This is a genomic window from Halonotius roseus, assembly GCF_006861655.1.
Lineage (GTDB): Archaea > Halobacteriota > Halobacteria > Halobacteriales > Haloferacaceae > Halonotius > Halonotius roseus.
The window spans coordinates 40,881-61,241 of sequence record NZ_SESI01000002.1; the positions used below are offsets into that span (position 1 = coordinate 40,881).

General features: G+C 61.1%; 20 protein-coding genes. 17 read left to right on the top strand and 3 right to left on the bottom strand.

The window, feature by feature from the left end:
- Positions 1 to 71: 71 nt before the first annotated feature.
- The 16 genes from EWF95_RS06255 (at position 72) to EWF95_RS06330 (ending at position 16,214) form a co-directional block, all read left to right on the top strand.
- Entirely contained in the window at positions 72 to 644 is a 573-nt protein-coding gene (locus EWF95_RS06255) for a hypothetical protein (protein ID WP_142443220.1), read from the top strand.
- On the top strand, positions 644 to 1,324 hold the full coding sequence (locus EWF95_RS06260; protein ID WP_142443221.1) for a QcrA and Rieske domain-containing protein: 681 nt from the start codon (positions 644 to 646) through the stop codon (positions 1,322 to 1,324). Before EWF95_RS06255 ends, EWF95_RS06260 begins: the two co-directional genes overlap by 1 nt.
- Positions 1,324 to 2,730: a cytochrome b gene (locus EWF95_RS06265; protein WP_142443222.1), complete on the top strand. Its 1,407-nt coding sequence runs from the start codon at positions 1,324 to 1,326 to the stop codon at positions 2,728 to 2,730. The genes EWF95_RS06260 and EWF95_RS06265 overlap by 1 nt, the downstream gene beginning before the upstream one ends.
- The gene (locus tag EWF95_RS06270) at positions 2,727 to 2,915 is read left to right on the top strand and encodes a hypothetical protein (RefSeq protein WP_142443223.1); all 189 of its coding nucleotides are present in this window, start codon (positions 2,727 to 2,729) and stop codon (positions 2,913 to 2,915) included. The genes EWF95_RS06265 and EWF95_RS06270 overlap by 4 nt, the downstream gene beginning before the upstream one ends.
- A 7-nt stretch (positions 2,916 to 2,922) precedes the next feature.
- Positions 2,923 to 5,787 carry a nitrate reductase subunit alpha gene (locus tag EWF95_RS06275; RefSeq protein ID WP_142443224.1) on the top strand — a complete coding sequence of 955 codons (2,865 nt, stop codon included), beginning with the start codon at positions 2,923 to 2,925 and terminating at the stop codon, positions 5,785 to 5,787.
- On the top strand, positions 5,787 to 6,845 hold the full coding sequence (gene narH, locus EWF95_RS06280; protein WP_142443225.1) for a nitrate reductase subunit beta: 1,059 nt from the start codon (positions 5,787 to 5,789) through the stop codon (positions 6,843 to 6,845). Before EWF95_RS06275 ends, narH begins: the two co-directional genes overlap by 1 nt.
- Positions 6,835 to 7,650: an ethylbenzene dehydrogenase-related protein gene (locus EWF95_RS06285; RefSeq protein ID WP_142443226.1), complete on the top strand. Its 816-nt coding sequence runs from the start codon at positions 6,835 to 6,837 to the stop codon at positions 7,648 to 7,650. Before narH ends, EWF95_RS06285 begins: the two co-directional genes overlap by 11 nt.
- A 2-nt stretch (positions 7,651 to 7,652) precedes the next feature.
- A complete protein-coding gene (locus tag EWF95_RS06290) occupies positions 7,653 to 8,408 on the top strand; it encodes a molecular chaperone TorD family protein (protein WP_142443227.1) in 756 nt (251 codons plus the stop codon).
- Positions 8,405 to 9,301 (top strand): hypothetical protein, encoded by an 897-nt coding sequence (locus EWF95_RS06295; RefSeq protein WP_142443228.1) that lies wholly within the window; start codon positions 8,405 to 8,407, stop codon positions 9,299 to 9,301. Before EWF95_RS06290 ends, EWF95_RS06295 begins: the two co-directional genes overlap by 4 nt.
- Positions 9,285 to 10,121, top strand: a complete 837-nt coding sequence (locus EWF95_RS06300) for a HEAT repeat domain-containing protein (protein WP_142443229.1) — start codon at positions 9,285 to 9,287, stop codon at positions 10,119 to 10,121. Before EWF95_RS06295 ends, EWF95_RS06300 begins: the two co-directional genes overlap by 17 nt.
- Positions 10,121 to 11,386 (top strand): P-loop NTPase, encoded by a 1,266-nt coding sequence (locus tag EWF95_RS06305; protein ID WP_142443230.1) that lies wholly within the window; start codon positions 10,121 to 10,123, stop codon positions 11,384 to 11,386. Before EWF95_RS06300 ends, EWF95_RS06305 begins: the two co-directional genes overlap by 1 nt.
- 132 nt (positions 11,387 to 11,518) lie before the next feature.
- Complete coding sequence (locus EWF95_RS06310) at positions 11,519 to 12,523, top strand: sodium:calcium antiporter (RefSeq protein ID WP_142443231.1); 1,005 nt, start codon at positions 11,519 to 11,521, stop codon at positions 12,521 to 12,523.
- 297 nt (positions 12,524 to 12,820) lie between these two features.
- Positions 12,821 to 13,492, top strand: a complete 672-nt coding sequence (locus EWF95_RS06315) for a helix-turn-helix domain-containing protein (RefSeq protein WP_142443232.1) — start codon at positions 12,821 to 12,823, stop codon at positions 13,490 to 13,492.
- Positions 13,493 to 13,712: 220 nt separating this feature from the next.
- The gene (locus EWF95_RS06320; RefSeq protein WP_142443233.1) at positions 13,713 to 15,362 is read left to right on the top strand and encodes a hypothetical protein; all 1,650 of its coding nucleotides are present in this window, start codon (positions 13,713 to 13,715) and stop codon (positions 15,360 to 15,362) included.
- A 223-nt stretch (positions 15,363 to 15,585) separates the two neighbouring features.
- The gene (locus EWF95_RS06325) at positions 15,586 to 15,843 is read left to right on the top strand and encodes an Rrf2 family transcriptional regulator (protein WP_185911725.1); all 258 of its coding nucleotides are present in this window, start codon (positions 15,586 to 15,588) and stop codon (positions 15,841 to 15,843) included.
- A 107-nt stretch (positions 15,844 to 15,950) separates the two neighbouring features.
- Entirely contained in the window at positions 15,951 to 16,214 is a 264-nt protein-coding gene (locus EWF95_RS06330; protein WP_142443235.1) for a hypothetical protein, read from the top strand.
- 306 nt (positions 16,215 to 16,520) lie between these two features.
- On the opposite strand, the gene EWF95_RS06335 is transcribed toward EWF95_RS06330, so the two are convergent.
- Complete coding sequence (locus tag EWF95_RS06335; RefSeq protein WP_142443236.1) at positions 16,521 to 16,907, bottom strand: hypothetical protein; 387 nt, start codon at positions 16,905 to 16,907, stop codon at positions 16,521 to 16,523.
- Positions 16,908 to 17,193: 286 nt separating this feature from the next.
- Here EWF95_RS06335 and EWF95_RS06340 point away from each other — a divergent pair, with 286 nt between their 5' ends.
- Complete coding sequence (locus EWF95_RS06340; protein WP_142443237.1) at positions 17,194 to 17,541, top strand: HalOD1 output domain-containing protein; 348 nt, start codon at positions 17,194 to 17,196, stop codon at positions 17,539 to 17,541.
- A 176-nt stretch (positions 17,542 to 17,717) separates the two neighbouring features.
- Here the strand turns inward: EWF95_RS06340 and EWF95_RS06345 are convergent, their stop codons facing one another.
- Both EWF95_RS06345 and EWF95_RS06350 read right to left on the bottom strand, forming a co-directional pair.
- The gene (locus EWF95_RS06345) at positions 17,718 to 18,761 is read right to left on the bottom strand and encodes a lysylphosphatidylglycerol synthase transmembrane domain-containing protein (RefSeq protein ID WP_142443238.1); all 1,044 of its coding nucleotides are present in this window, start codon (positions 18,759 to 18,761) and stop codon (positions 17,718 to 17,720) included.
- A gap of 113 nt (positions 18,762 to 18,874) precedes the next feature.
- Positions 18,875 to 20,254 (bottom strand): sulfatase, encoded by a 1,380-nt coding sequence (locus EWF95_RS06350; protein WP_142443239.1) that lies wholly within the window; start codon positions 20,252 to 20,254, stop codon positions 18,875 to 18,877.
- Positions 20,255 to 20,361: the final 107 nt, after the last annotated feature.

Here is a 20,361-nt window from a genome sequence, read left to right on the forward strand (position 1 = left end):
GATTCAGACGGTTGCAGGTGTTTTCGACCGCCGAGGGATGTTCAAATGACACCACTATACAGAGACAAAGAATGAGACAACGAATTATTCTCATTCTCCTCGTGGCGATACTGCTGCTCCCGATGTGGTTTATCGCTGGGCAGGGAGAACCATCATCGGAAACTGTCGAGATCGATCAAAGTGTTACAGATATCCGTCCGGTTGAGGGGTTCATAGACGCACCAACGAAGCTCTCACCCAGTCAGGTCGGTGTGATCGTGTGGGTTGCCCTCCTTGCATTACTCGGAGTGTTGGCACTCTTCCATCGGTTTATGAACGAATTGGCGAGACCTGACGGGGACACGCCGCCGACTGCGGCTGACGGTGGAACGGTCGGATTCGACTGGATGGAAACTGAGGATCGATGGATTGTGGGGTATGACCCGCCAAGCGATTCCGTCATCGGCCTCGTCGCAATGGGTGGGTTGACCGCGTTGACACTTGTGTTCTCAGCGTTGTTTACCGGCGAATATCTAACCTTTGCCCGAACGCAGTACTTCGGTATCTACGCGTTTGGGATGTTCATGTCACTGACAGGATTGACGGTGTCGTACTATGCGTGGTTTATGCCACATATCGAGGTTGCTGAACGGAGGGATCACTGATGAGTGATAAGACAGACCCCGCCTTCGACCAACAGTATCCGGGGAGTGACGAGTCCGCTGGGTGTTGTTGTGAGTCACCCGGTGCGAGCCAGCCAACAATCTATCAGGAGTTCTGGCGGGATACGCGGGGGGAGCTTCACCGTCGTGATTACGCCAAAGGCCTGGCCACGATCGGTGGATTGACCGCGGTAAGTAGCCTTATCGCGCCGCTTGCGGGGTTAAGTCAGGCGTTTAATCCAGGATACTCCGGGCCAGTGTATGAGGATGGGATCGCGCTTGTTGATGGGGATGGCAACCGGATCCAGGAGGATCGGTTAGCCGAAGGTGAACAGCTCACCGTCTTCCCCGAGCCACGGCCCGGTATTGATAACGCCCCGACGCTGTTGGTTCGGTTCCCCGAAGACGACTACGGCGGCGAAACGAACCTCGAATTCACGATCTCGGGGTATGCGGCCTTCTCAAAGGTGTGTACCCACGCCGGCTGTATGGTCGCCAACCGTGATGGCAACACGCTGGTCTGTCCGTGTCATTCAGGCCTGTTCGATCCGTTATCAGGGGCGACTGTCGTCGGTGGGCCACCGCCACGTGCACTGCCACAGCTTCCGATTACGGTGGCAAGCGACGGCCATCTCATCGCCACCGGCGATTTCGAAGGGGCCATCGGCCCCGGGGGTGGCTGATGAGCCGTCTTGACAGAGCATACGACTGGTTTGATAGCCGATTTGGTCTCGGCAAGGCGCAATCCTTCCTCGGGAAAGCGTTTCCAGCAGAGGATTCCTTCCTCCTTGGGGAGGTCGCGCTGTTCTGTTTCGGACTGCTTGTCGCCTCGGGGACGTTCCTCGGCTTCTTCTATGAGCCGAGCACAGCGGCGACGCAGTATCAGGGCAGTGTGATGCAGTATCAGGGCGAGGAGATGCCGGCAGCGTTCGTCAGTGTGCTCCAGATCACCTACGACGTGCCGTTCGGGATGCTGATCCGCCGGATGCACCACTGGGCGGCACATCTCTTCATCGCCTCGATGGCACTCCACATGCTGCGGGTCTTCTTTACGGGTGCCTACCGGAATCCCCGAGAGCCGAACTGGCTGGTTGGGCTTGGCCTCGCCGGGTTGTCGATGGGTGCGGCGTATACGGGCTACTCGCTGCCGTTCGATGAGTTTGCGAGTACGGCGGTGGGGATCGGATACAACGTAACGCTCTCGATTCCGCTCTTCGGCGAGTGGCTGTCGAACGTCGCCTTCGGGGGCTCGTTCCCGTCAAGTTCGACGATCCCGCGGCTGTACTTCTTCCATGTGGTGGTGATACCGTTGGCTATCGCTGGATTACTGGCGGTGCATATGGCGATCCTTATTCGCCAGAAGCACACGGAAGCCGCGCGTGAGGAGGATGTTCAGGGGAGCGAAACCGTTGCTGCCGACGACGGTCAGGGGAGAGAAACCGTTGATGCTGACGACGGAACTGTAATCGTCGGGCTCCCCGCAGTGCCGAATCAGGTGGCTGTCAGTGCGGTCGTGTTTTTCCTCACATTAGCAACGCTGTCGCTTCTCTCTGGATTCTTCCCGGTGCACAATATCGCCGCATATGGCCCAAACAACCCCGCATCGACGCCGGAGCTCATCATGCCTGATTGGTTCCTGATGTGGGGGTACGGGTTCCTGAAGCTAACCCCATCATGGCTCAGCTTCGACCTCTTTGGGATCCACTTCAGCGCGGAGTTCATCGGCGGGCTGGTGCTTCCTGGGATCGTATTTGCTGCCGTCGCCGCATGGCCCTTTATCGATTATTCCGAAAAGGAGGTTCACTTCACGGCCGATCCCACGGAGCGTCCCTGGCCGACCGCTGTCGGCATGGCTGGGGTGACATTCATCATGGCGGCGTCTATCGCCGGGATGGATGTTGTTCTCGGTGAGGTGGTTGGGATGAGCACTGCTGCACTCCGGCCGTATCTGATCGGTTTGGTGATCGGCGCACCGATCCTCATCGGCCTCGCAAGCTACGCGGCGTTGGGCGGCTTCGAAGCCGATCCGCCGACCGAGGGTACAGCAGCGACCGATGGTGGCGAACCGAAACTGGAGGATGACGAATGAGTCGAACGATCACGACCGGGCTGACCGGTCGGCAGTATCGCTGGCTTGATCACGTCACGAAACTCCTCGGGATCGGCCTCATCGCCGGTGGGCTCGATGTCGGTGGCGGAACACCGACCGGAATCCTCCTCGCAGCCGCTGGCGTGCTCATCGGACTCAGCACCGTTGTCATAACAACACCGTAACGCAACTATGCAAGATACCAATCAGACAGTCAACCGAGACGAGACAAGCGAATCGAGTGATCCATCACGACGAGAGTTCCTCAAAGGAATCGGTGTCGCAGCCGGCGGGAGCTTCCTCCAGGTAGACGGGTTAGACGTTGTCGACGATCCGATCGGCGCATACGAGTACAGAGACTGGGAGGATCTCTACCGAGAACAGTGGGACTGGGATTCGAAAGCGCGCAGCACCCACAGCGTCAACTGCACCGGAAGCTGTTCGTGGGAGGTGTACGTCCGCAACGGCCAGATCTGGCGGGAAGACCAGGCGGCGGACTACCCGGTGTTCGACGAGGACTCGCCGAACCCCAACCCACGCGGCTGTCAGAAAGGTGCCTGTTACTCGGATTACGTCAACGCCGATCAGCGGGTACTCCACCCGCTGCGTCGAACCGGCGAGCGCGGTGAAGGCAAATGGGAGCGGATCAGCTGGGATGAGGCCTTAACCGAGATCGCCGAGGAAGTCATCGATACCGTCCAAGACGAGGAGTACGACGCGATCAGTGCGTTCACACCGATCCCGGCGATGTCGCCGGTCTCCTACGCCAGCGGCACCCGCCTGACACGGTTACTTGGCGGGGTCGCGCACTCGTTCTATGACTGGTATTCGGATCTTCCCCCAGGACAGCCGATCACGTGGGGCACCCAGACCGACAACGCCGAGAGTGCCGACTGGTATCACGCCGACTACATCATCGCATGGGGCTCAAACATCAACGTCACGCGGATCCCCGACGCGAAGTATTTCCTCGATGCCGCCTACAACGGGACGAAACGCGTCGGGATCTTTACCGACTACTCACAGACGGCGATCCACTGCGACGACTGGCTCAGCCCCGATGCCGGCAGCGACCCGGCACTCGCTCTCGGGATGGCCCAGACGATCGTCTCGGAAGGCCTGTACGACGAGGCCCACCTGAAAGAGCAGACCGACATGCCACTGCTCGTCAGGGAAGATACCGGGAAGTTCCTCCGTGCAAGCGAGGTGCCCGGTCTCAGCGTCGATGCCGACAGACCGGATCACGTTTTCGTCATGCAGGATGGGGAGGGGAACCTCCGGGCGGCACCGGGCTCACTCGGGATGCGCGATGGCCAACACGACGACTCGGTGAGTATCGAGCTCGGCTTTGATCCACAGCTGGCTGTCGATGGGACGATTTCGACAACCGACGCCGACGAGGTGGGGATTCGCTCGGTGTGGCACAACCTCCGCGATGAGCTGTCGAACTACACGCCCGAGACCGTCCACGAGATCACCGAGGTCGGGTCGGAAACCTACCAGGAGGTCGCCCGGGAGTTCGCCAACGCGGATCGCGCGAAGATCATCCACGGAAAGGGCGTCAACGACTGGTATCACAACGATCTCGGCAACCGAGCGATCCAGCTACTCGTCACCCTGACAGGAAACCTCGGCCGGAACGGCACCGGGCTGGATCACTACGTCGGCCAAGAGAAGATCTGGACGTATGAGGGCTGGGGGAAGCTGAACTCCCCGGTTCCGGGCCGCAATGTGCCGACAACGCTGTGGACGTACTACCACTGCGACGTGCTGGAAAACGCCGACCCCGAAACGCGCCAGCGCGTCGAAGAGGCGATCGACAAGGACTGGATGCCGGTGTATCCCGCCGAGCGCGAGGATGGGTCGCGGCCCGACCCACGAGTCATGTTCATCTGGCGCGGGAACTACTTCAATCAGGCCAAGGGGAACGTCGCCGTCGAGGAGCAGCTTTGGCCAAAACTCGATCTCATCGTCGACATCAACTTCCGGATGGATTCCTCGGCGTTGTATTCGGATATCGTGCTGCCGACAGCCAGCCACTACGAGAAACACGATCTCTCGATGACGGACATGCACAGCTACATCCATCCGTTTACGCCGGCTGTCGAACCCCTGGGTGAGGCGAAAACCGACTGGCAGATCTTCCGTGAACTCGCCGCCAAGATCCAGGAGCTGGCGTCTCAACGCGATGATGTCGAACCGATCGCGGATCGGGAGTTCGATCGGGAGATCGATCTGGAATCAGTTCACGACGACTACGTCCGGAACTGGGAAACCGATGAGCCAGGCGCGTTAGAAGACGACAAGGCTGCCGCCGAGTACATCCTCGAAAACTCCGAGGAGACGAACCCCGCTGACAGCCCAGACCAGATCACCTTCGACGATATCGACGAGCAGCCACGGCGGATCGAAGCCGTCGGCGACCACTGGACATCGGATCTCACCGAAGATGAGCCCTACACCCCGTGGCAGCGATACGTCCAGGACAAAAACCCCTGGCCGACGTTCACGGGGCGGCAGCAGTATTACATCGATCACGACTGGTATCTCGAACTCGGCGAGGAGCTGCCGACCTACAAGGAGCCGCCGACACTGCAAGATAAATCCGAGTATCCGCTCAACTACACGACGCCACACGGTCGGTGGTCGATCCACTCGACGTGGCGCGATAGCGAGAAGATGCTTCGCCTCCAGCGGGGTGAACCGGTCGTCCATCTGAACCCCGATGATATGGCGGCACGCGGGATCGAGGACGGCGATACGGTGCGGATCTACAACGATCTGGGGAGTATCGAGGTGCAGGCCAAACGGTATCCCAGCGGTGAGCCCGGCACAGCGCGGCTGTACTTCGCGTGGGAGCGGTTCCAGTTCCCCGACCGGGGGAACTTCAACTCGCTTGTGCCGCTGTATATGAAGCCGACACAGCTGATCCAGTATCCGGAGGATACCGGCGAACACCTGGAGTTCCGACCCAACTACTGGGGACCGACCGGCGTCAACAGCGATGTTCGCGTCGACGTCGAGGCGGTTGCCGACGGCTCCGGAGGTGACAGCTGATGAGTTCCCACAGCAGCAGTACTGAGGCCGTCGATCTCGCCGAGGGCGTCAACCACCAGGTTGCGATGGTGATGGATCTGAACAAGTGTATCGGCTGTCAGACCTGCACCATCGCCTGCAAGACGAACTGGACCGACAGCGGCGGCCGGGAGTACATGTACTGGAACAACGTGGAAACCAAACCCGGAGCCGGCTACCCCAAAGATTGGGAGGAGTTAGGCGGCGGCTGGGATGACGACGGCGAGGAACGGACGCCGGGTGAACTGCCCGACCAAGACGACTACGGCGCGCCGTGGGATTTCAACCACGAGCAGATTATGTACGAGGGGAGTGACGAGCCGCTGCGGCCGATGGACGATGCCGCCGACTGGGCGCCGAACTACGACGAAGACGAGGGGGCCGGCGAGTATCCCAACTCCTACTACTTCTACCTCCCCCGGATCTGCAACCACTGTACGCATCCCTCCTGTGTCGAGGCCTGTCCGCGATCCGCGCTGTACAAACGCGAGGAGGATGGGATCGTCCTCGTCGATCAGGATCGGTGTCGTGGCTACCGCTACTGTGTCGAGGGCTGTCCGTACAAGAAGGTCTACTACAACGCGATGAAGAAGAAATCGGAGAAATGCATCTTCTGCTATCCGCGTATCGAGGGCGAAGGCCCCGAGGGGGAGGTACGCGGCCCGGCGTGTGCAGAGGACTGCCCGCCACAGCTCCGTATGGTTGGCTACCTCGATGACGAAAACGGCCCGATCCACAAGCTCGTCAACGAGTACGAGGTCGCCGTCCGACTCCACCCCGAGTTCCGGACGGAGCCGAACGTCTACTACATCCCGCCGTTCGCGCCGCCGAAACACACCGACGCCGGTGAATCGACCGACGAGGAGCGCATCCCACGGGATTATCTCGAAGAGCTGTTCGGGCCGAAAGTCCACAACGCGCTCGATACGATCAATCAGGAACGCGAGCGGGTGCGACGCGGTGGCGAGAGCGAACTTATGGAACTGCTGAACAGCGACCGATCCGAAAAGTATCGGCTGGAGGTGTTCGATGAATCGTAACGAGCTGCTGCTGGCCGGGCTCCTTGCGGCCGTTATCGCCGGGGGAGCGGTGCTCCTGCCGCCGGTTGCCGAGGCCCAGGCCGAAAGCGGGGTGCCGGTCGAATACGTCGACACCACCGCTGGGCTGAACTCCCCAACCGGGAGCGGCTGGGCGGAGATCCAAACAGCAACGATCCCGCTCAGCAGCGCGGGGGCAGCTGTGCCCGCTGCCAACGACGTTACTGTCGAGGAGATGCAGGTACAGGCGGTTCGCACCAACAGGCAGATCCGGGTGCGAACGTCGTGGACGGATCCAACCCAGGATGGCTCCGAACCAAGCGTCCGAGAGTTCGATGACAACGTCGCTGTGCAGCTGCCTGCCGGTGGGGAGGAACAACCCCCGATCGCAATGGGGAGTTCCAATAATCCAGTGAACATCTGGTACTGGTCGGGGAGCGGTAGCTCGGAGGAGCTCCTCGCCGGCGGGCCGGGGTCGACAACGCCGTTCGAAGAGAGCACACTGCGTACCGAGCACACCTACGCTGATGGTCGGTGGCACGTCGTGTTTACCCGGCCGCTTGACCCGCGTGGCGACAGCCGCACGGCGATCCCCCGCGACGCTGCTGATCTGGATATCGCCTTTGCCGTCTGGAACGGGTCGAATATGGAGGTGTCTGGACAGAAAGCAGCGAGTCAGTGGCACCGGCTGGCGGTCAGCTCCGGCCCACCCGCCTACCAGCGGTTCCTGTGGGTGATCGCCGGTGTCATGATCGTCCTGACGACGCTGCTGACACTCGAAGGGATCCGACGGACGGGTGGTGAGTAACGATGGCTGCTGAGTCGCCTGAGATCCTCACCTACCGGCCAGCAACCTTGCCTGACGGGGTCGCACCGGAGCCGAGTGCCCGAGGGGCACTGTACGGGCTCTGTAGCCGGCTGTTCACCGATCCCGACGATGAGCTCTATGAGCTGCTCGCTGACGGGACGGTGACCGCGGAGTGTCGGGAACTGCTTGAGCAGACGACGCTGTCGGTCGAGCCGCCGGATCTCACCGTGTCTGAGGAGCATGAAACGCTTTCGGCCAGGTTCAACGATCTGTTCGTGATCGGCTACTCCGAGGTCGTCGACAAGACCGATGGGACGATGAACAATCAGGGGCCACCGGTGTCGCTGTACGAATCCGATTACCGGGCGGAACGCTCCTGGAACGATGTCAACGTGGATCTGGCTCGCGCCTACGAGTTTTTCGGCTGTGAGGTCGACTCGGAGGTGCGACGCAACCACGACCACCTCAGATTAGAGCTGGAGTTCATGAGCTATCTGTGTCGGCGTGAGGCGGCTGTTGATCCGGGGGTTTCCGCCGCACGGATCGATTTCCACGACCGGCATCTCCGGGGGTTTGCTGCCGGCTTGGCTGATGCTGTTGGTGCCGAATCTGGAACCGGACTCTTCGGGCGGGCGGCAGACTTCCTTGCTCGGTTCTCGACGGCCGATGTCGAGGAGTTGGCAGCCCGGGAGATCGAGAATCCAGCTACCCGAGAGGGAGGATCAAACCATCCGGGAGAGGGAGGTGTCGGTCGATGAGTAACGAACCGACGACCCGAACCGACCTGTACGATCACTCGGTTGTAGATCGGGTACGCACCCAACAGGGCTCGGTCGTCGCGGGAGCCGCGGTCGTCGCTGCCAGCGCGGTGCTCGTACAGACGCTGCTCACGATCGCAGGAAACCTCCCGTTCGAACCGCTCGCTTGGCCCGCCATCGTCGACACGGCGATTTCGGTTGTGACACCGGTTAGTCTGGCTGTGGCCGCCGGCGCGATCGCGTTCACCGTGGATGACTCGGTGACGAAGGTGGGGCTGCTATTTATCGCTGCGTTTGCGCTTCTGGGTTCAGTTTCGCCGGCAGCGGGATTGCCGGCGATCATCGGGAGCATCGCCGGTGGAACCGTCGCCTTACTTGGGGCCAGCACACAGCCTACCGCGTCCTACCGACGAGTACCGCTTGTCGGGAGTGCCCTGCTCGGGATGGCGATTTCGTTGGGCGGACGGGTTGGGCTCACCCCCGATGGAACGCATGCGATCGGCGTCGGTGCCACGCTGTTTGCGGTTGCACTGCTTGCCGTTGAGATGCCGGTCGACCGGCTCTCCGGGTCGGTGGGGCTCCTCGTTGCGGGCGGCCTGCTTGCGGCGGGTGTCTCAGCCCCGTTTGCGGCCGGTGCAACGCTGCTTGTCGGTTTCTCGATCACGAATCAGCCCGTCTTGGTCGTGGCGGTCGCCGCTGCTGGTGGGGTGGCCGCCCTCGTGTCGGGCGTCCGGAGCCGTGCCGTGCTCCCGGTCGCTGGCTGTCTGCTGTGTTTGTTCACAGGCGTTCCGACAACACCGACCGATGGGGCCGCCCTTGTGGTCGGGCTCACGCTGGTGCTCTGTCGAGACGCGGTGGCACGGGAGGTGAGTACCCATGAGAGACCCCGATGAGGCAACTGATGGGCCGACCGATCCCCGTGTTCACCCCGAGGAAAGCCCCGGCTTCGGCGCGGAGTCCGAAGGGTTAGAAGATATCGAGGTAAGCCGGGATATCACGATCGGGGAGGCAACGCCACGGGAACTACAAGCGACCGATATCGCCCCGCTTGTTGGGACGGAAGCGGCAGAAAAGATCACCGGGCTCAGATCAGATGATCTCGTCAAGCGGCGTCGAGCCGCACTCGCCTTGGGCGAAGAAACGCGGGCAGAGACCATTCTCGACGCGCTCATCGAGATCGGGTTGGCTGACGAGGACAGCGATGTCAGACAGTTCTCGGTCGAATCACTCGGTGAGCTGGGTGGCGAACGCGCCGGGGATGCCGCCGTCGAGACGCTGTCAGATCCGAACCCGTGGGTTCGTTCCGAGGCGTTGATCGCGCTTGATAAGATCGACAGACAACAGCACGCGACGGCGATCGAGGCATCGCTTGCGGATGACCATCATGCCGTGCGCCGAAACGCCGCCGTCTCGCTGTTCAAGCTTCGTGGAACCGAGATGAAGGAGGTTCTCCTGGATCAAACACATGACGACAGCGAGCGTGTCAGAGAGTGGGCAGCACATCTGCTTGCGGGGATCCCCGGTGACGACGTTGAGACGCGGCTCCGCGAGATAGCCAACGACGACTCCGAGCCGAAAGTTGTCAGATCGACCGCCGCTCGGTCGATCGAGGAGGATCCCGGCGCGTTCCGGCGGCAGTTCACCGGCGGGACGGAGGGTGCGACCGGCGGCGATCCAACCAAAAACCGACTGAACAAGAAACCTGATTTCTAATGTCAGCAAACGCTCCAAGCGACGAGACGGTACAGAACGATGTTGAGGCCAAACTCCGATCCGTTCGTGATCCGGAGGCGGATGTCTCCGTCTTCGAGGCCGGGTTGATAGAAAACATCCACACGCGGGATGGAACCGTCATCATCGAGGCCGATCTGGGGGATTTCCCCCCACAGGAGGCAGAATCAGTGACAGCCACGCTTGTCAAAGCGGCCTCGGAGGTGGCGGGCGTCGACCGTGCGCACGTGCAACAGGTTCCCTCTCAGCCCGACACAGACGGCCGTACAGCCGGAATGGGCACCGCGGATCGTGTTATCGCTGTCGCAAGTGCCAAAGGCGGGGTTGGTAAATCGACTGTGGCAACCGGAATCGCGCGGTCGCTGGCCGCGGCCGGGGAGTCGGTCGGGCTCTTCGATGCCGACATTCACGGCCCCAATATCCCGGAGCTACTGGAGGTAAGCGGGCCGGTTCACTCCGACGCCGACGGGGATCCGATCCCGGTCGAAAAACGAGGCATTGAGGTGATGAGTGTCGGGTTGATGTCCGATTCAGCCCCCTTGGCGTGGCGTGGGGCGATGGCACACGACGCGCTGTCGGAGCTCTTCGATGACACCCGGTGGGACGATCCGGAGACGATCGTCATCGATCTCCCACCCGGAACAGGGGATATCGCGCTGACGACCTTGGAGGCGGTACCGATCGATGGGGTTGTCTTCGTCACGACACCGTTTCAGGCCGCTGTGTCGGATACGCATCGATCGCTACAGCTGTTTGAGGAAAACGATGTCCCGGTGCTTGGTGTGGTGTCGAACATGGGCGAGTTCGTCTGCGATAGCTGTGGGGAAACTCACGACCTATTCAGCGAGCGTGATCCGATCGATGCACTACACAGACCCGTGTTGGCCGAGCTCCCGTTCGACGAACAGTTCCAGGCGTTCCCAACAGTCGCCGACGAGGCGTTGCCGGATTCGTTGCGGGAGCTGGGTGAGGCGGTCTCGGATCGGTACGAGGAGATCTGGTCGGTTGACACACCGCCGGAGGCCATAGACCTCAGGGGCATGGATGCCGAAACCCGATACGAGACGATCGAGAGCCACTTCGCTGCGGCCGAGTCAGGCGAAACGCTGCATGTGATCAGCGATCGAGACCCCTCGCCGTTGCAGTCACATCTCGTTGAGATAAGTGAGGAGGTCGGATCGCTCGACGAGTTTGCGGTGAAACAACAGAATCCCGAAACCTGGCTGGTTCGGACTGTCCGTCCGTAGTATCCGCCGGCGATGTGTGCGGACAGCCACCTCGCCGACAACACCGAGAACCGAATACCTCTCCTCTGAGGACGTTCGGCCTATATCGATCATGGCGTAACCCTTTCACCGTGTGCCGCAAAGCATCGATAGATGGTCGGTCTCGTCGGCTCACTGCTGCTTATCGTTGTCGCCACCGCTGTCATCTGGATCGGGAGCCAACACTTCGAGCGGGCCGCCGGCCGGCTCAGCAAACATTACGGGCTGCCGGTCGCCGTCCACGGCGCGGTCGTCGTCGCCGTCGGCTCCAGCTTCCCGGAGATCAGCTCGGTCGTCATCAGCACGGTCGTTCACGGCGAGTTCGCTCTCGGCGTCGGCGCGATCGTCGGCAGTGCCATCTTCAACATCCTCGTCATTCCGGCACTTTCGGCGTTCGCCAGCGAGAGGCTGGGATCGACGCGGAATCTTGTCCACCGCGACACCCAGTTTTACGTCATCAGCGTGCTGATGATCTTCGTTGTTTTCGCGCTCGGCGCGACGTACATCCCGGGCGGGACGAACACGGCCGCGATCCTGACGCCGTCGCTGATGGTGTTGCCGCTTGCGACCTACCTCACCTATCTCTTTCTCCACCAGCAGGATGCCAGCGACCACGTCGGCGAAGACTTCAGCATCGACCCACGGAAAGCGGTGCTGCGGCTGACAGTCGCCCTGCTCGTGATCGCTGTCGGCGTCGAGGGACTTGTCCGCGCCGCTCTCTCGCTTGGCGACCTCTTCGGAACACCGAGCTTTCTGTGGGGGCTGACTGTCATCGCGGCGGCGACGAGCTTACCGGATGCCTTCGTCAGCGTTACCGCCGCCCAGGACGACGACAGCATCACCAGCCTCACGAACGTTCTCGGTAGCAACATCTTCAACCTCCTCGTCGCCATCCCTGTCGGCGTCCTGCTGGCGGGGTCGGCGACGATCAACTTTCTCGCGGCGGTGCCGACGATGGGGTTTCTCGGCCTCGCTACGCTCATCTTTCTCGTCTTTGCCCGGACTGATCTCGAACTCACGGATCTCGAAGCCTACGGCTTTCTCGCGTTGTATCTCCTGTTTGTGGTGTGGATCACACTCGAATCGATCGGCCTCATCGAGACCGTTCGCGGGATCTAATCGACGACCTGACGACGTAGAGCTGGTGATCACCGCGGGTTTCGGTATCGACGAACTGGTGGCGGGTCGACTCGCCGACCGCGCCCGAAAAGATGACGCCCCTTCGCCGGCGGTCGTTGCGGACACATCATTGCCAACACATCGTTGACACCGGCGTCAGAGGCGGAGCGAAAGCCGAACATGTTCGGCACCATCGATATTCACCGGAGAGCCGAATCTGTTCGTGTGCAGCAACACCGACTGGCTCCGATGACACACCGGAAGCGAGGATCGATCACACACCAGGAGCGATGATCTATGACACAAGCTCGCCTGACCGTGACGCTGCCGGAACAGATCTGGATCGGCGATGTCTCACGGCACCACCCTGACGCCGTCTTCAAGATCATGACCGCCGTGCCGGATTCGGGTGCGGCGTTTGCCCTGCTCAAACTCCAGACGACGGAGCCGGACGATCTGATCGGATCCATCGCCGATCACGAGGAGATCACCGAAAGCTCGGTGATCCAACAGACCGAACAGGAGGTAACCGTCCAGGTCGAGACCGTTAGTCCGCCACTCCTGCATCTGTCCGCACAGGCCTCCGGGATGCCGATCGAGTTCCCGGTTGAGATCACCGACGGGAAAGCAACTGTTGATGTAACCGGCTCTCACGAACGGCTGTCGGAGCTTGCCTCACAGCTTCGCAACTTCGATCTGACGTTCAGTATCGAGTACATTCAGGAGCGGCTGCACACGACCCAGCTGCTCTCGGAAAGACAACAGGAGCTGGTGTTGAAAGCCATCGAGCTCGGCTACTACGACACACCGCGAGACTGCTCGCTGACCGAGCTGGCCGAGAAAGCTGGCATTGCGAAATCAACCTGCAGCGAGACGCTCCACCGGGCCGAAGAGACGATGATCAAACAGTTCATCGACGACATCCCGACGCCGATGGAGTCGGAACGCCGGGTCACGATCCCGGAGTGACACACCCCCACCCCGCAAAACGGCGACACAGATATTCAGAGGTGGTCAGCCCCGCAGGACGATCCCCGCAGGCAACGCTGCGACCGCCGGCCAGCCGACACAGCCGTGCAGCAAGAATTATGCCGTGACCCGCCGTTCGCTTGCGATAGTACCCAATGACGCCCGTCTCGCAGCGACCACCCAACCACAGCGTGCCGATCGGCGGCGGGAGCGACAGGCGATGACCGACGAGCAGGCCCGCACCGCTGATCTCGTCCAGCGATCGCTCAGCACCGAGACAGCAGCAACGTTCGGCGACCGGCTCGCCGATCAGGCCGACTGGCTCCGAGACGCCATCGAGGCGGGCCGGCTGGACAACGCCGATTTCGCGGTCGGCCTCGAACTGGAAGCCTACGCGGTGACCGCCGGCGACGCTGCCAGCGACGACGCCGACGGCGACACGACCGCCGACTCAGCGACGGCGGTCAGCGACGGCGGACAGGCCGCGACCGGCGGCACAGCGGTCGCCGACGATGCCACCGACCCGCGGCTCGCTCGCCTCCCGGAAGCCGTATTCGAGGAATCGACGGCGAACAAGGAACTCGGCTTGCACAACGTCGAGATCAACACCGACCCGACGCTACTTGGCGACGCTGGCCTCGCCGCCCAGGCCGACGAGATACGGGAGCGAACCGCGGCGGCGCGGGCGGCCACCGCCGACCACGACCGCGAAATTGTCCTTGATGCGATGTGGACGCTGCCGCCAAGCGAGGGCGCGGCCGACTACCTCTCGGCGACCACCGACCGCGACGGCGTCGTTTTCGCCGACAACATGCGACAGTATCCCCGCTACGTCGCCATCGACAACGACGCAATCCGCCATGCCGGCGGCGAGATCGGGTTTTCGGTTCCCGGTGTCGAGACCGCGTTCCCGTCGATCCTTTTCGAGTCGTTGGCAACGTCGATCCAGCCACACCTGCAGATCCCCTCGGCCGATGACTTTCCGGACTACTACAACACCGCGATTCGGACGCTCGGGCCCGTCCTTGCCTTAGCGACGAACTCGCCGTTCATGCCGGCTGAGTTTTACGACGTGGCCGATCCGGAGGCGGTCGTCGACGAGACACCACACGAGCTCCGGATCGCGGTCTTCGAGCAGTCGGTCAACCAGACCGATCACGCGAAAGTCCGGGTGCCGCGAGATATCGACACAACGACCGATGTCGTCGACCGCGTCGTCGCCGACGACCCCTACGCGCCGTTCCTCCGGGAGTGGGTCGCCGACGACGACCGCGAGACGCTGGCCGATCGCCTCTGGGAGTTCACCCACAAACGCGGCACCTACTGGCGGTGGCTGCGCTGTGTGGTCGGCGGCGACCACATCGACGACGACAACGACACTCACTCGCTGCGCATCGAGTACCGCCCGATCCCGACCCAGCCGACGGTCACCGACATCGTTGGGATACAGGCCCTCGTCGCCGGCGTGATTCGCGGGCTCGTCGCCGCCGACCACCCGCTGTCGACGCTGCCGTGGGACGATGCCGAGGAGAGCTTCTACAACGCCGCGGCCGACGGGATCGACGCCGAGCTGGCGTGGGTGACCGCCGACGGCGAGCGAACGACCGACAGCGACGCCATCTTCGATGAGCTGTTCGAATACGCCCGCCATGGCCTCGGTATCAGCGGGGTATCGAGCGACGCCATCGACGACTATCTCGACCCGATCGAAGCCCGCGTGTCAGCGGAGGCGACGCCGAGCGGGTGGAAGAAACAGCAGGTTCGAGACCGACTCGCCAACGGCGACGATCTCACAGCCGCGATCGAGGGGATGCAACGCGAGTACATCCAGCGGAGCCGCGAGGACGACGCCTTTGTGGACTGGCTGTAATCGGCCCAACGAGGTTCGGCTTCGGCTCTGCGGAACGACAGCGAAACAGTGGTATCTGTCTTGAAGGAGCATGCGGAAGGCCGATTCTCAGATGACTTTCCGCTAAGAATCCTATTCATAGGGATCAGCACTGATGTTCGGAGATCCCCACGAGAAAACGATATACGAGAAAGCCGCTAGACGCGAGGAACTATGAGCATCTCTGCTGATCCCTATCAGTTCGGTGAGTCGCATTCGCGTGATCGAGGCGTTCACCAGAAATGCTTCGCGCCGGTTGTCAACAGACGATATCGCAAGACTCAGCGATACTAAACCGAGTGTTGCACGGAGTCAGACCCAACGCCTCTCGGAATTAGGTATCATTGAGGCCGTTGATGGCGAAGAGAACACCTTCGAACTCAATAGTGATGACGAGATCGGCCAGCTATTACGTCAACTCGAAGGTGTGGTTCTGAAACGACTGCTTGAGGGGGAAGAATAGCCAGCGTTGTGTGCGACTGAGCATTGATTACCATGGAGCCGCATCGGTCTCTTCATACTCCCCCTCTGGGAGCAAATTTTATGCCTGTACTATCCCTACGCCTGTATATGAGCCTCACAGATCACTTCGGACGTACGCCGGCCGCATTTCAGGCCGTCGCCAACCTTTTCGGCCTGCTTGGGGCATCCGAAGATCCCGTCGCCTTCGTCCGCCACGCACGCGACGGAGATATCGAGGCCGCCTTCGACACCATTGACCGGCCGAACGAAGAACTCCACCGTGAGGTCACCGCGATGCGGGAGTTTTCGCTTGAAGCCGGTACCGACGCGCCCGAGCCGACCGACGAAGAGCGCGAACTCATGTCTTCCTAAATCGTGGTTGACCCGACTGTTTTTGGCGTTCCGCCTGCCGTTCTGGTCTACATCCTTTGGAAGTGTGGCTATCAGGTCGAACAGCCAGATGGTCTTTCAGAAGAGGAACGAAACCGGTTATTCTTGAAATGTGTTTTCGACAATATTGTTCCCACCGGGTTGCCAGACGCTGACAAATACGACGACGACACAAAGTGAGCTAACCAGATAACAGGCTTCAATAGAATTACCTCCAGTGATATTTCAGCGTTTATTTCATCCTATGAGTTCACCAAGAAACATAGTTTGAGGTACTGGAGTATGAATCTAACACGAGTAAGCGAATGAGATTCCGTCTGACTCAACGAGAATCTGAACGTCTTCACCATCTCGTGAACAGTTGATTGTGTTGGGGGCATATTCATGTCGCCGCTTGCTTCCACCATCTATCGAGACTACAAGATGGTCAACGCGATTTTCAACGCCCTTTGACTCGTCGCCCTGTCCCCCCGGCAATACATACGTGTGGTCGAGCAGCAGGCTACCATCCATCGCATAGACAGCGACCTGCAAGGAGACCTCCTGATCAGTATGGTTGCGGGGGATGATTTCGACGGTCGTTCCTTCTCCATCCTGTCCCCTACCGACGCCGAGACAGCCGAATGTGACAATGGTGGTGCCAAGCGCGGTGGATAGGAGGGCGCGCCGTTTCATACGCAACCATCCTATCTCGGTGGACTAATTATCTTCCACCGTCTGATAGATGTGCGCGTTCTATTCAGCAGTTGGCGAGGCAACCCATACAGTAGTTGATAGATAGCCGACTGACCGATACAGAGATTGAGTGCAGTACACGACTGGGATACTCGGTCAATCTCTGAATTGGTCATCCACCCACTGACCTGCGGCACTTCCAATCAAATAGTCAGCAGTCCTGAAACAATATTTTCACCCAAATAATCACGACAAATATATATTAATGAGAATGGTATTAGTTGCCATGAAACGAGAACCAGAATTGGCGTTGTACCGAAGTTGTTCCGTGGTGAGTGAGACGTTCTACGAGCGAGAGGGCGGGCGGACACTCACAGAAGCACTTGTTGATGCAGTTGCCGAGGCCGAAGGAGTTGCGCCGACCGAACTTCCGTCGCTGTACGGGTCTATTGACCTTGACGCGCTCACCACACTGCTGACAAACTCAGGTGAGGCTGCGGATGATGAGCTCCTGTTAGGATTGCGGATGGATCGCTGGAACGTGTTCGTGAGCTCCGACGGTCGCATCCGCGTCTGTGACGCGACCGAAGAGACGCGTAGCCCGGAGCCGATCTTCGATGATGGCCTCTCATAGTACGCTTGATGAGACAGCGTTCCTGCTGTCTTTGCAACGCTGCTCTTCTGTGCTGGCCGTTTCAACACCTCTCTCTGGCGGATTCGGTGCGAGAGACGCGCCCTCCATCTTGCACGCCAACCACTACCAATATCGCCGATCTGATTGTTGTTTGCTCAGGTAGGGCAGAATTTCGGCTACAACTCGGTGTTCTCTGGCGGCTCGGTGTCGCCCTGCCGATCGAGCGTCACCAGCGTGAGAAAACCGACGAGCAACCCCGGCCAGTAGGTCGTCAGCCGGAACAACACCGCCGCCGTCAACGCCGTCGCCAGGTCGACCGAGTAAAACAGCGTCATCAGCCACGAAAAGGCGGCCTCGTAGGTGCCGCTACCGCCAGGGGTCGGCGACAGCGTGGCGATCGTCGAGAGGTTGACGATGAAATACAGCGGGACAAAGGTTGGCTCAAGCCCCATGGCAAGGAAGACGACGTACAGCGAGACGATCTGGGCGACGATCGCCAGATGTGAGCCGGCGATGGTCGTCAGCAGAAACACGCGATCCCGGCCGGCCCGCTCGAAGAGGGCCTCGGTTCGGCGCACCCGATCTTGCAGCGACTGGAGGACACCCTCACCCCAACTCACCCGGCGTTCCAGCGTCGTGAGCAGTCCTGTTGCCGCCCGACCAAGCGTCCCATCAGGCGACCACAGGAGGTAGGCGATCCCGCCGCCGACAAGCAGGATCAGGAGGGCGATCCAGCCGACATCGAACAGAAACCCCTGCAAGGAGCCGAACAGATAGAGGTAGGCAACCCCGCCGATCGTGAAGGTGAAAAACGGCACCGCGTTCACCATATCCGAGGAGACGACCGCCGCCAGCGCGCCCTCGTATTCGGTGTCGGTCGTATCCGCGATGATGTAGGCCATCACCGGCTCGCCGCCGAACTGGCCGAGCGGCGTCACCGAGTTCAGAAAGTGGCCGCTGAAAAACAGCCGAACCGTTTTCGTGGCGGTGGCTGTGATCCCCAGCTGGCCGAAAAACCGGTGCCAGACCCACGCCCAGACGAACAGCGAGGAGAGCCCAACAGCGACGGCGATGGCGAACGTCGAGCGGTCGACACGGCCGAGCGCGCGCAGAAACTCACGGGTGTCGGCGAAATACAGCAGGCCGGCAAACAACAGGATCGCAACGGCATACCAGCCGAGCTCCTGCCACGACCAGTCGGTGCGTCCGGGGATCGACATGAGTCAGCCACCGCCTCCGCTCGAACCGACAGCAGGCGTGGTGGGCTGGAGGGCAACAACACTCATTTGCTGGGTTGGGCAAAACAGGCGAGCCACTTAGATCAGACGGACGATCACCGGTAGCCCAACGCTTCGAGTCGCTGTTGGATCTCCTCGTCGGCGTCGTCATCGGCCGCATCGGTCGGCTGGTCGTCCGCCCCGGCGTCGACAGCGGTACCGTCGTCGATGTCGTCGATCGCCGCACGCAGCTCGTCGGTGAGGGCCACAGCCTCGCCCGTTTCGCGGTCGACCGCCCGGTACCGCGCGTTCCCGTTCTCGTCGACGGATTTTCGCACGGTCGTCCCATCGCGGATGAGATACCGGCGTTTGCGGTAGTAGTCGTCCCACCCCTCGCCCGGGATGTAGCCGGTGAAGTTTTCGGGGAACTGACAGCCACCGCGAACGGTGTCGGCGAAGATGGCCTCGGGTTTCGGTTCGAGGCCGGCGTAGTAGGGGACGAGATCGTGGAGCCGCCGGAGTTCGAACGGCTCGGTTCGGCGGCCGCCGTCGAGATCGGGATGGGCGACGAAGAGAGCGGTGTCGATGACAGGATCGATCGTCGTGAACTGGTGGCCGAACAAGCCGTCGTCCTCGCCGAGGGCTTGGCCGTGATCCGAGAGCACGACGACGACGGTGTCGTCGGCGACGCCGTTGGCCGCGAGGCTGTCGGTGATTCGCCCCACCAGGTCGTCAGTATAGTCGACAGAGGCATCGTAGATCCGCCGGAGCGCGTCGAAGTCGGGAGCGTCCATCGTGAACATGTCCTTCTGTCGCTGGGGGATGTCGGCGGTGTCGCCGACACCGTGTTTGTCGAGGTACTCGGCCGGCGGGTGGTAGGGCTCGTGGGGCTCCATCAGATTGACGTAGCAGAAAAACGGCTCGTCGGCGGGGTGGGCGTCGAGATAGGATTCGACCGCCGCGACGGTTTCCTCTGATTTACAGGAGTCGTCGACGCCGAACAGCCGGAAGGCTCGGTCGAGTTGCCGGCCGATCACGCGTTTCGGGAGCGTCCCAAGGGAGTCATAGAGCTTCGTCGAGAGCTTCGAGAGGCGTTGGCTGATGGTGTTGTCGGCGGTACCGAGGAAGTTTTCGACGTACTCGAAGTCGTCGGTCATCCCCTTGTGTGGGGTGATCCAGATGTTCGAGGTGATCGCGGCGGTGTCGTAGCCGGCGTCGACGAACTCCGAGAGAAACGTCTCGTGGCCCCCGTCGAAGTAGCTCCGGGCGTGGGTCGTCCCGTGTTCCCACGGGTACAGCCCGGTGAACATCGAGGCATGCGAGGGCAGCGTCCACGGGGCTTGGGTGACGGCATCGTCGAAGACGACCGCGTCGTCGGCGAGTGCTTGGAGGGAGTCGGTAAACTCGATCTCATCGTTGTAGACGGAGAGCCGATCCTTCCGCAGGGAGTCCAACACGAGGAAGACGACATTCTTCGGCCCCGTGATCTCGGTCATACGCCCGGCTACGGCCAGCGGGTAATTAGTAACTCGGATCCAGGATCGTGGTCGCCACAGTTGGTGTCGACGACGACGGATGGCGTGGACTCTCACGGGCGGCTTAT

Coding starts and splice junctions, on each gene's coding strand:
- EWF95_RS06255 (WP_142443220.1), top strand. CDS start 72: ATGAGACAACGAATTATTCTCATTCTCCTCGTGGCGATACTGCTGCTC.
- EWF95_RS06260 (WP_142443221.1), top strand. CDS start 644: ATGAGTGATAAGACAGACCCCGCCTTCGACCAACAGTATCCGGGGAGT.
- EWF95_RS06265 (WP_142443222.1), top strand. CDS start 1,324: ATGAGCCGTCTTGACAGAGCATACGACTGGTTTGATAGCCGATTTGGT.
- EWF95_RS06270 (WP_142443223.1), top strand. CDS start 2,727: ATGAGTCGAACGATCACGACCGGGCTGACCGGTCGGCAGTATCGCTGG.
- EWF95_RS06275 (WP_142443224.1), top strand. CDS start 2,923: ATGCAAGATACCAATCAGACAGTCAACCGAGACGAGACAAGCGAATCG.
- narH (WP_142443225.1), top strand. CDS start 5,787: ATGAGTTCCCACAGCAGCAGTACTGAGGCCGTCGATCTCGCCGAGGGC.
- EWF95_RS06285 (WP_142443226.1), top strand. CDS start 6,835: ATGAATCGTAACGAGCTGCTGCTGGCCGGGCTCCTTGCGGCCGTTATC.
- EWF95_RS06290 (WP_142443227.1), top strand. CDS start 7,653: ATGGCTGCTGAGTCGCCTGAGATCCTCACCTACCGGCCAGCAACCTTG.
- EWF95_RS06295 (WP_142443228.1), top strand. CDS start 8,405: ATGAGTAACGAACCGACGACCCGAACCGACCTGTACGATCACTCGGTT.
- EWF95_RS06300 (WP_142443229.1), top strand. CDS start 9,285: ATGAGAGACCCCGATGAGGCAACTGATGGGCCGACCGATCCCCGTGTT.
- EWF95_RS06305 (WP_142443230.1), top strand. CDS start 10,121: ATGTCAGCAAACGCTCCAAGCGACGAGACGGTACAGAACGATGTTGAG.
- EWF95_RS06310 (WP_142443231.1), top strand. CDS start 11,519: ATGGTCGGTCTCGTCGGCTCACTGCTGCTTATCGTTGTCGCCACCGCT.
- EWF95_RS06315 (WP_142443232.1), top strand. CDS start 12,821: ATGACACAAGCTCGCCTGACCGTGACGCTGCCGGAACAGATCTGGATC.
- EWF95_RS06320 (WP_142443233.1), top strand. CDS start 13,713: ATGACCGACGAGCAGGCCCGCACCGCTGATCTCGTCCAGCGATCGCTC.
- EWF95_RS06330 (WP_142443235.1), top strand. CDS start 15,951: ATGAGCCTCACAGATCACTTCGGACGTACGCCGGCCGCATTTCAGGCC.
- EWF95_RS06335 (WP_142443236.1), bottom strand. CDS start 16,907: ATGAAACGGCGCGCCCTCCTATCCACCGCGCTTGGCACCACCATTGTC.
- EWF95_RS06340 (WP_142443237.1), top strand. CDS start 17,194: ATGAAACGAGAACCAGAATTGGCGTTGTACCGAAGTTGTTCCGTGGTG.
- EWF95_RS06345 (WP_142443238.1), bottom strand. CDS start 18,761: ATGTCGATCCCCGGACGCACCGACTGGTCGTGGCAGGAGCTCGGCTGG.
- EWF95_RS06350 (WP_142443239.1), bottom strand. CDS start 20,254: ATGACCGAGATCACGGGGCCGAAGAATGTCGTCTTCCTCGTGTTGGAC.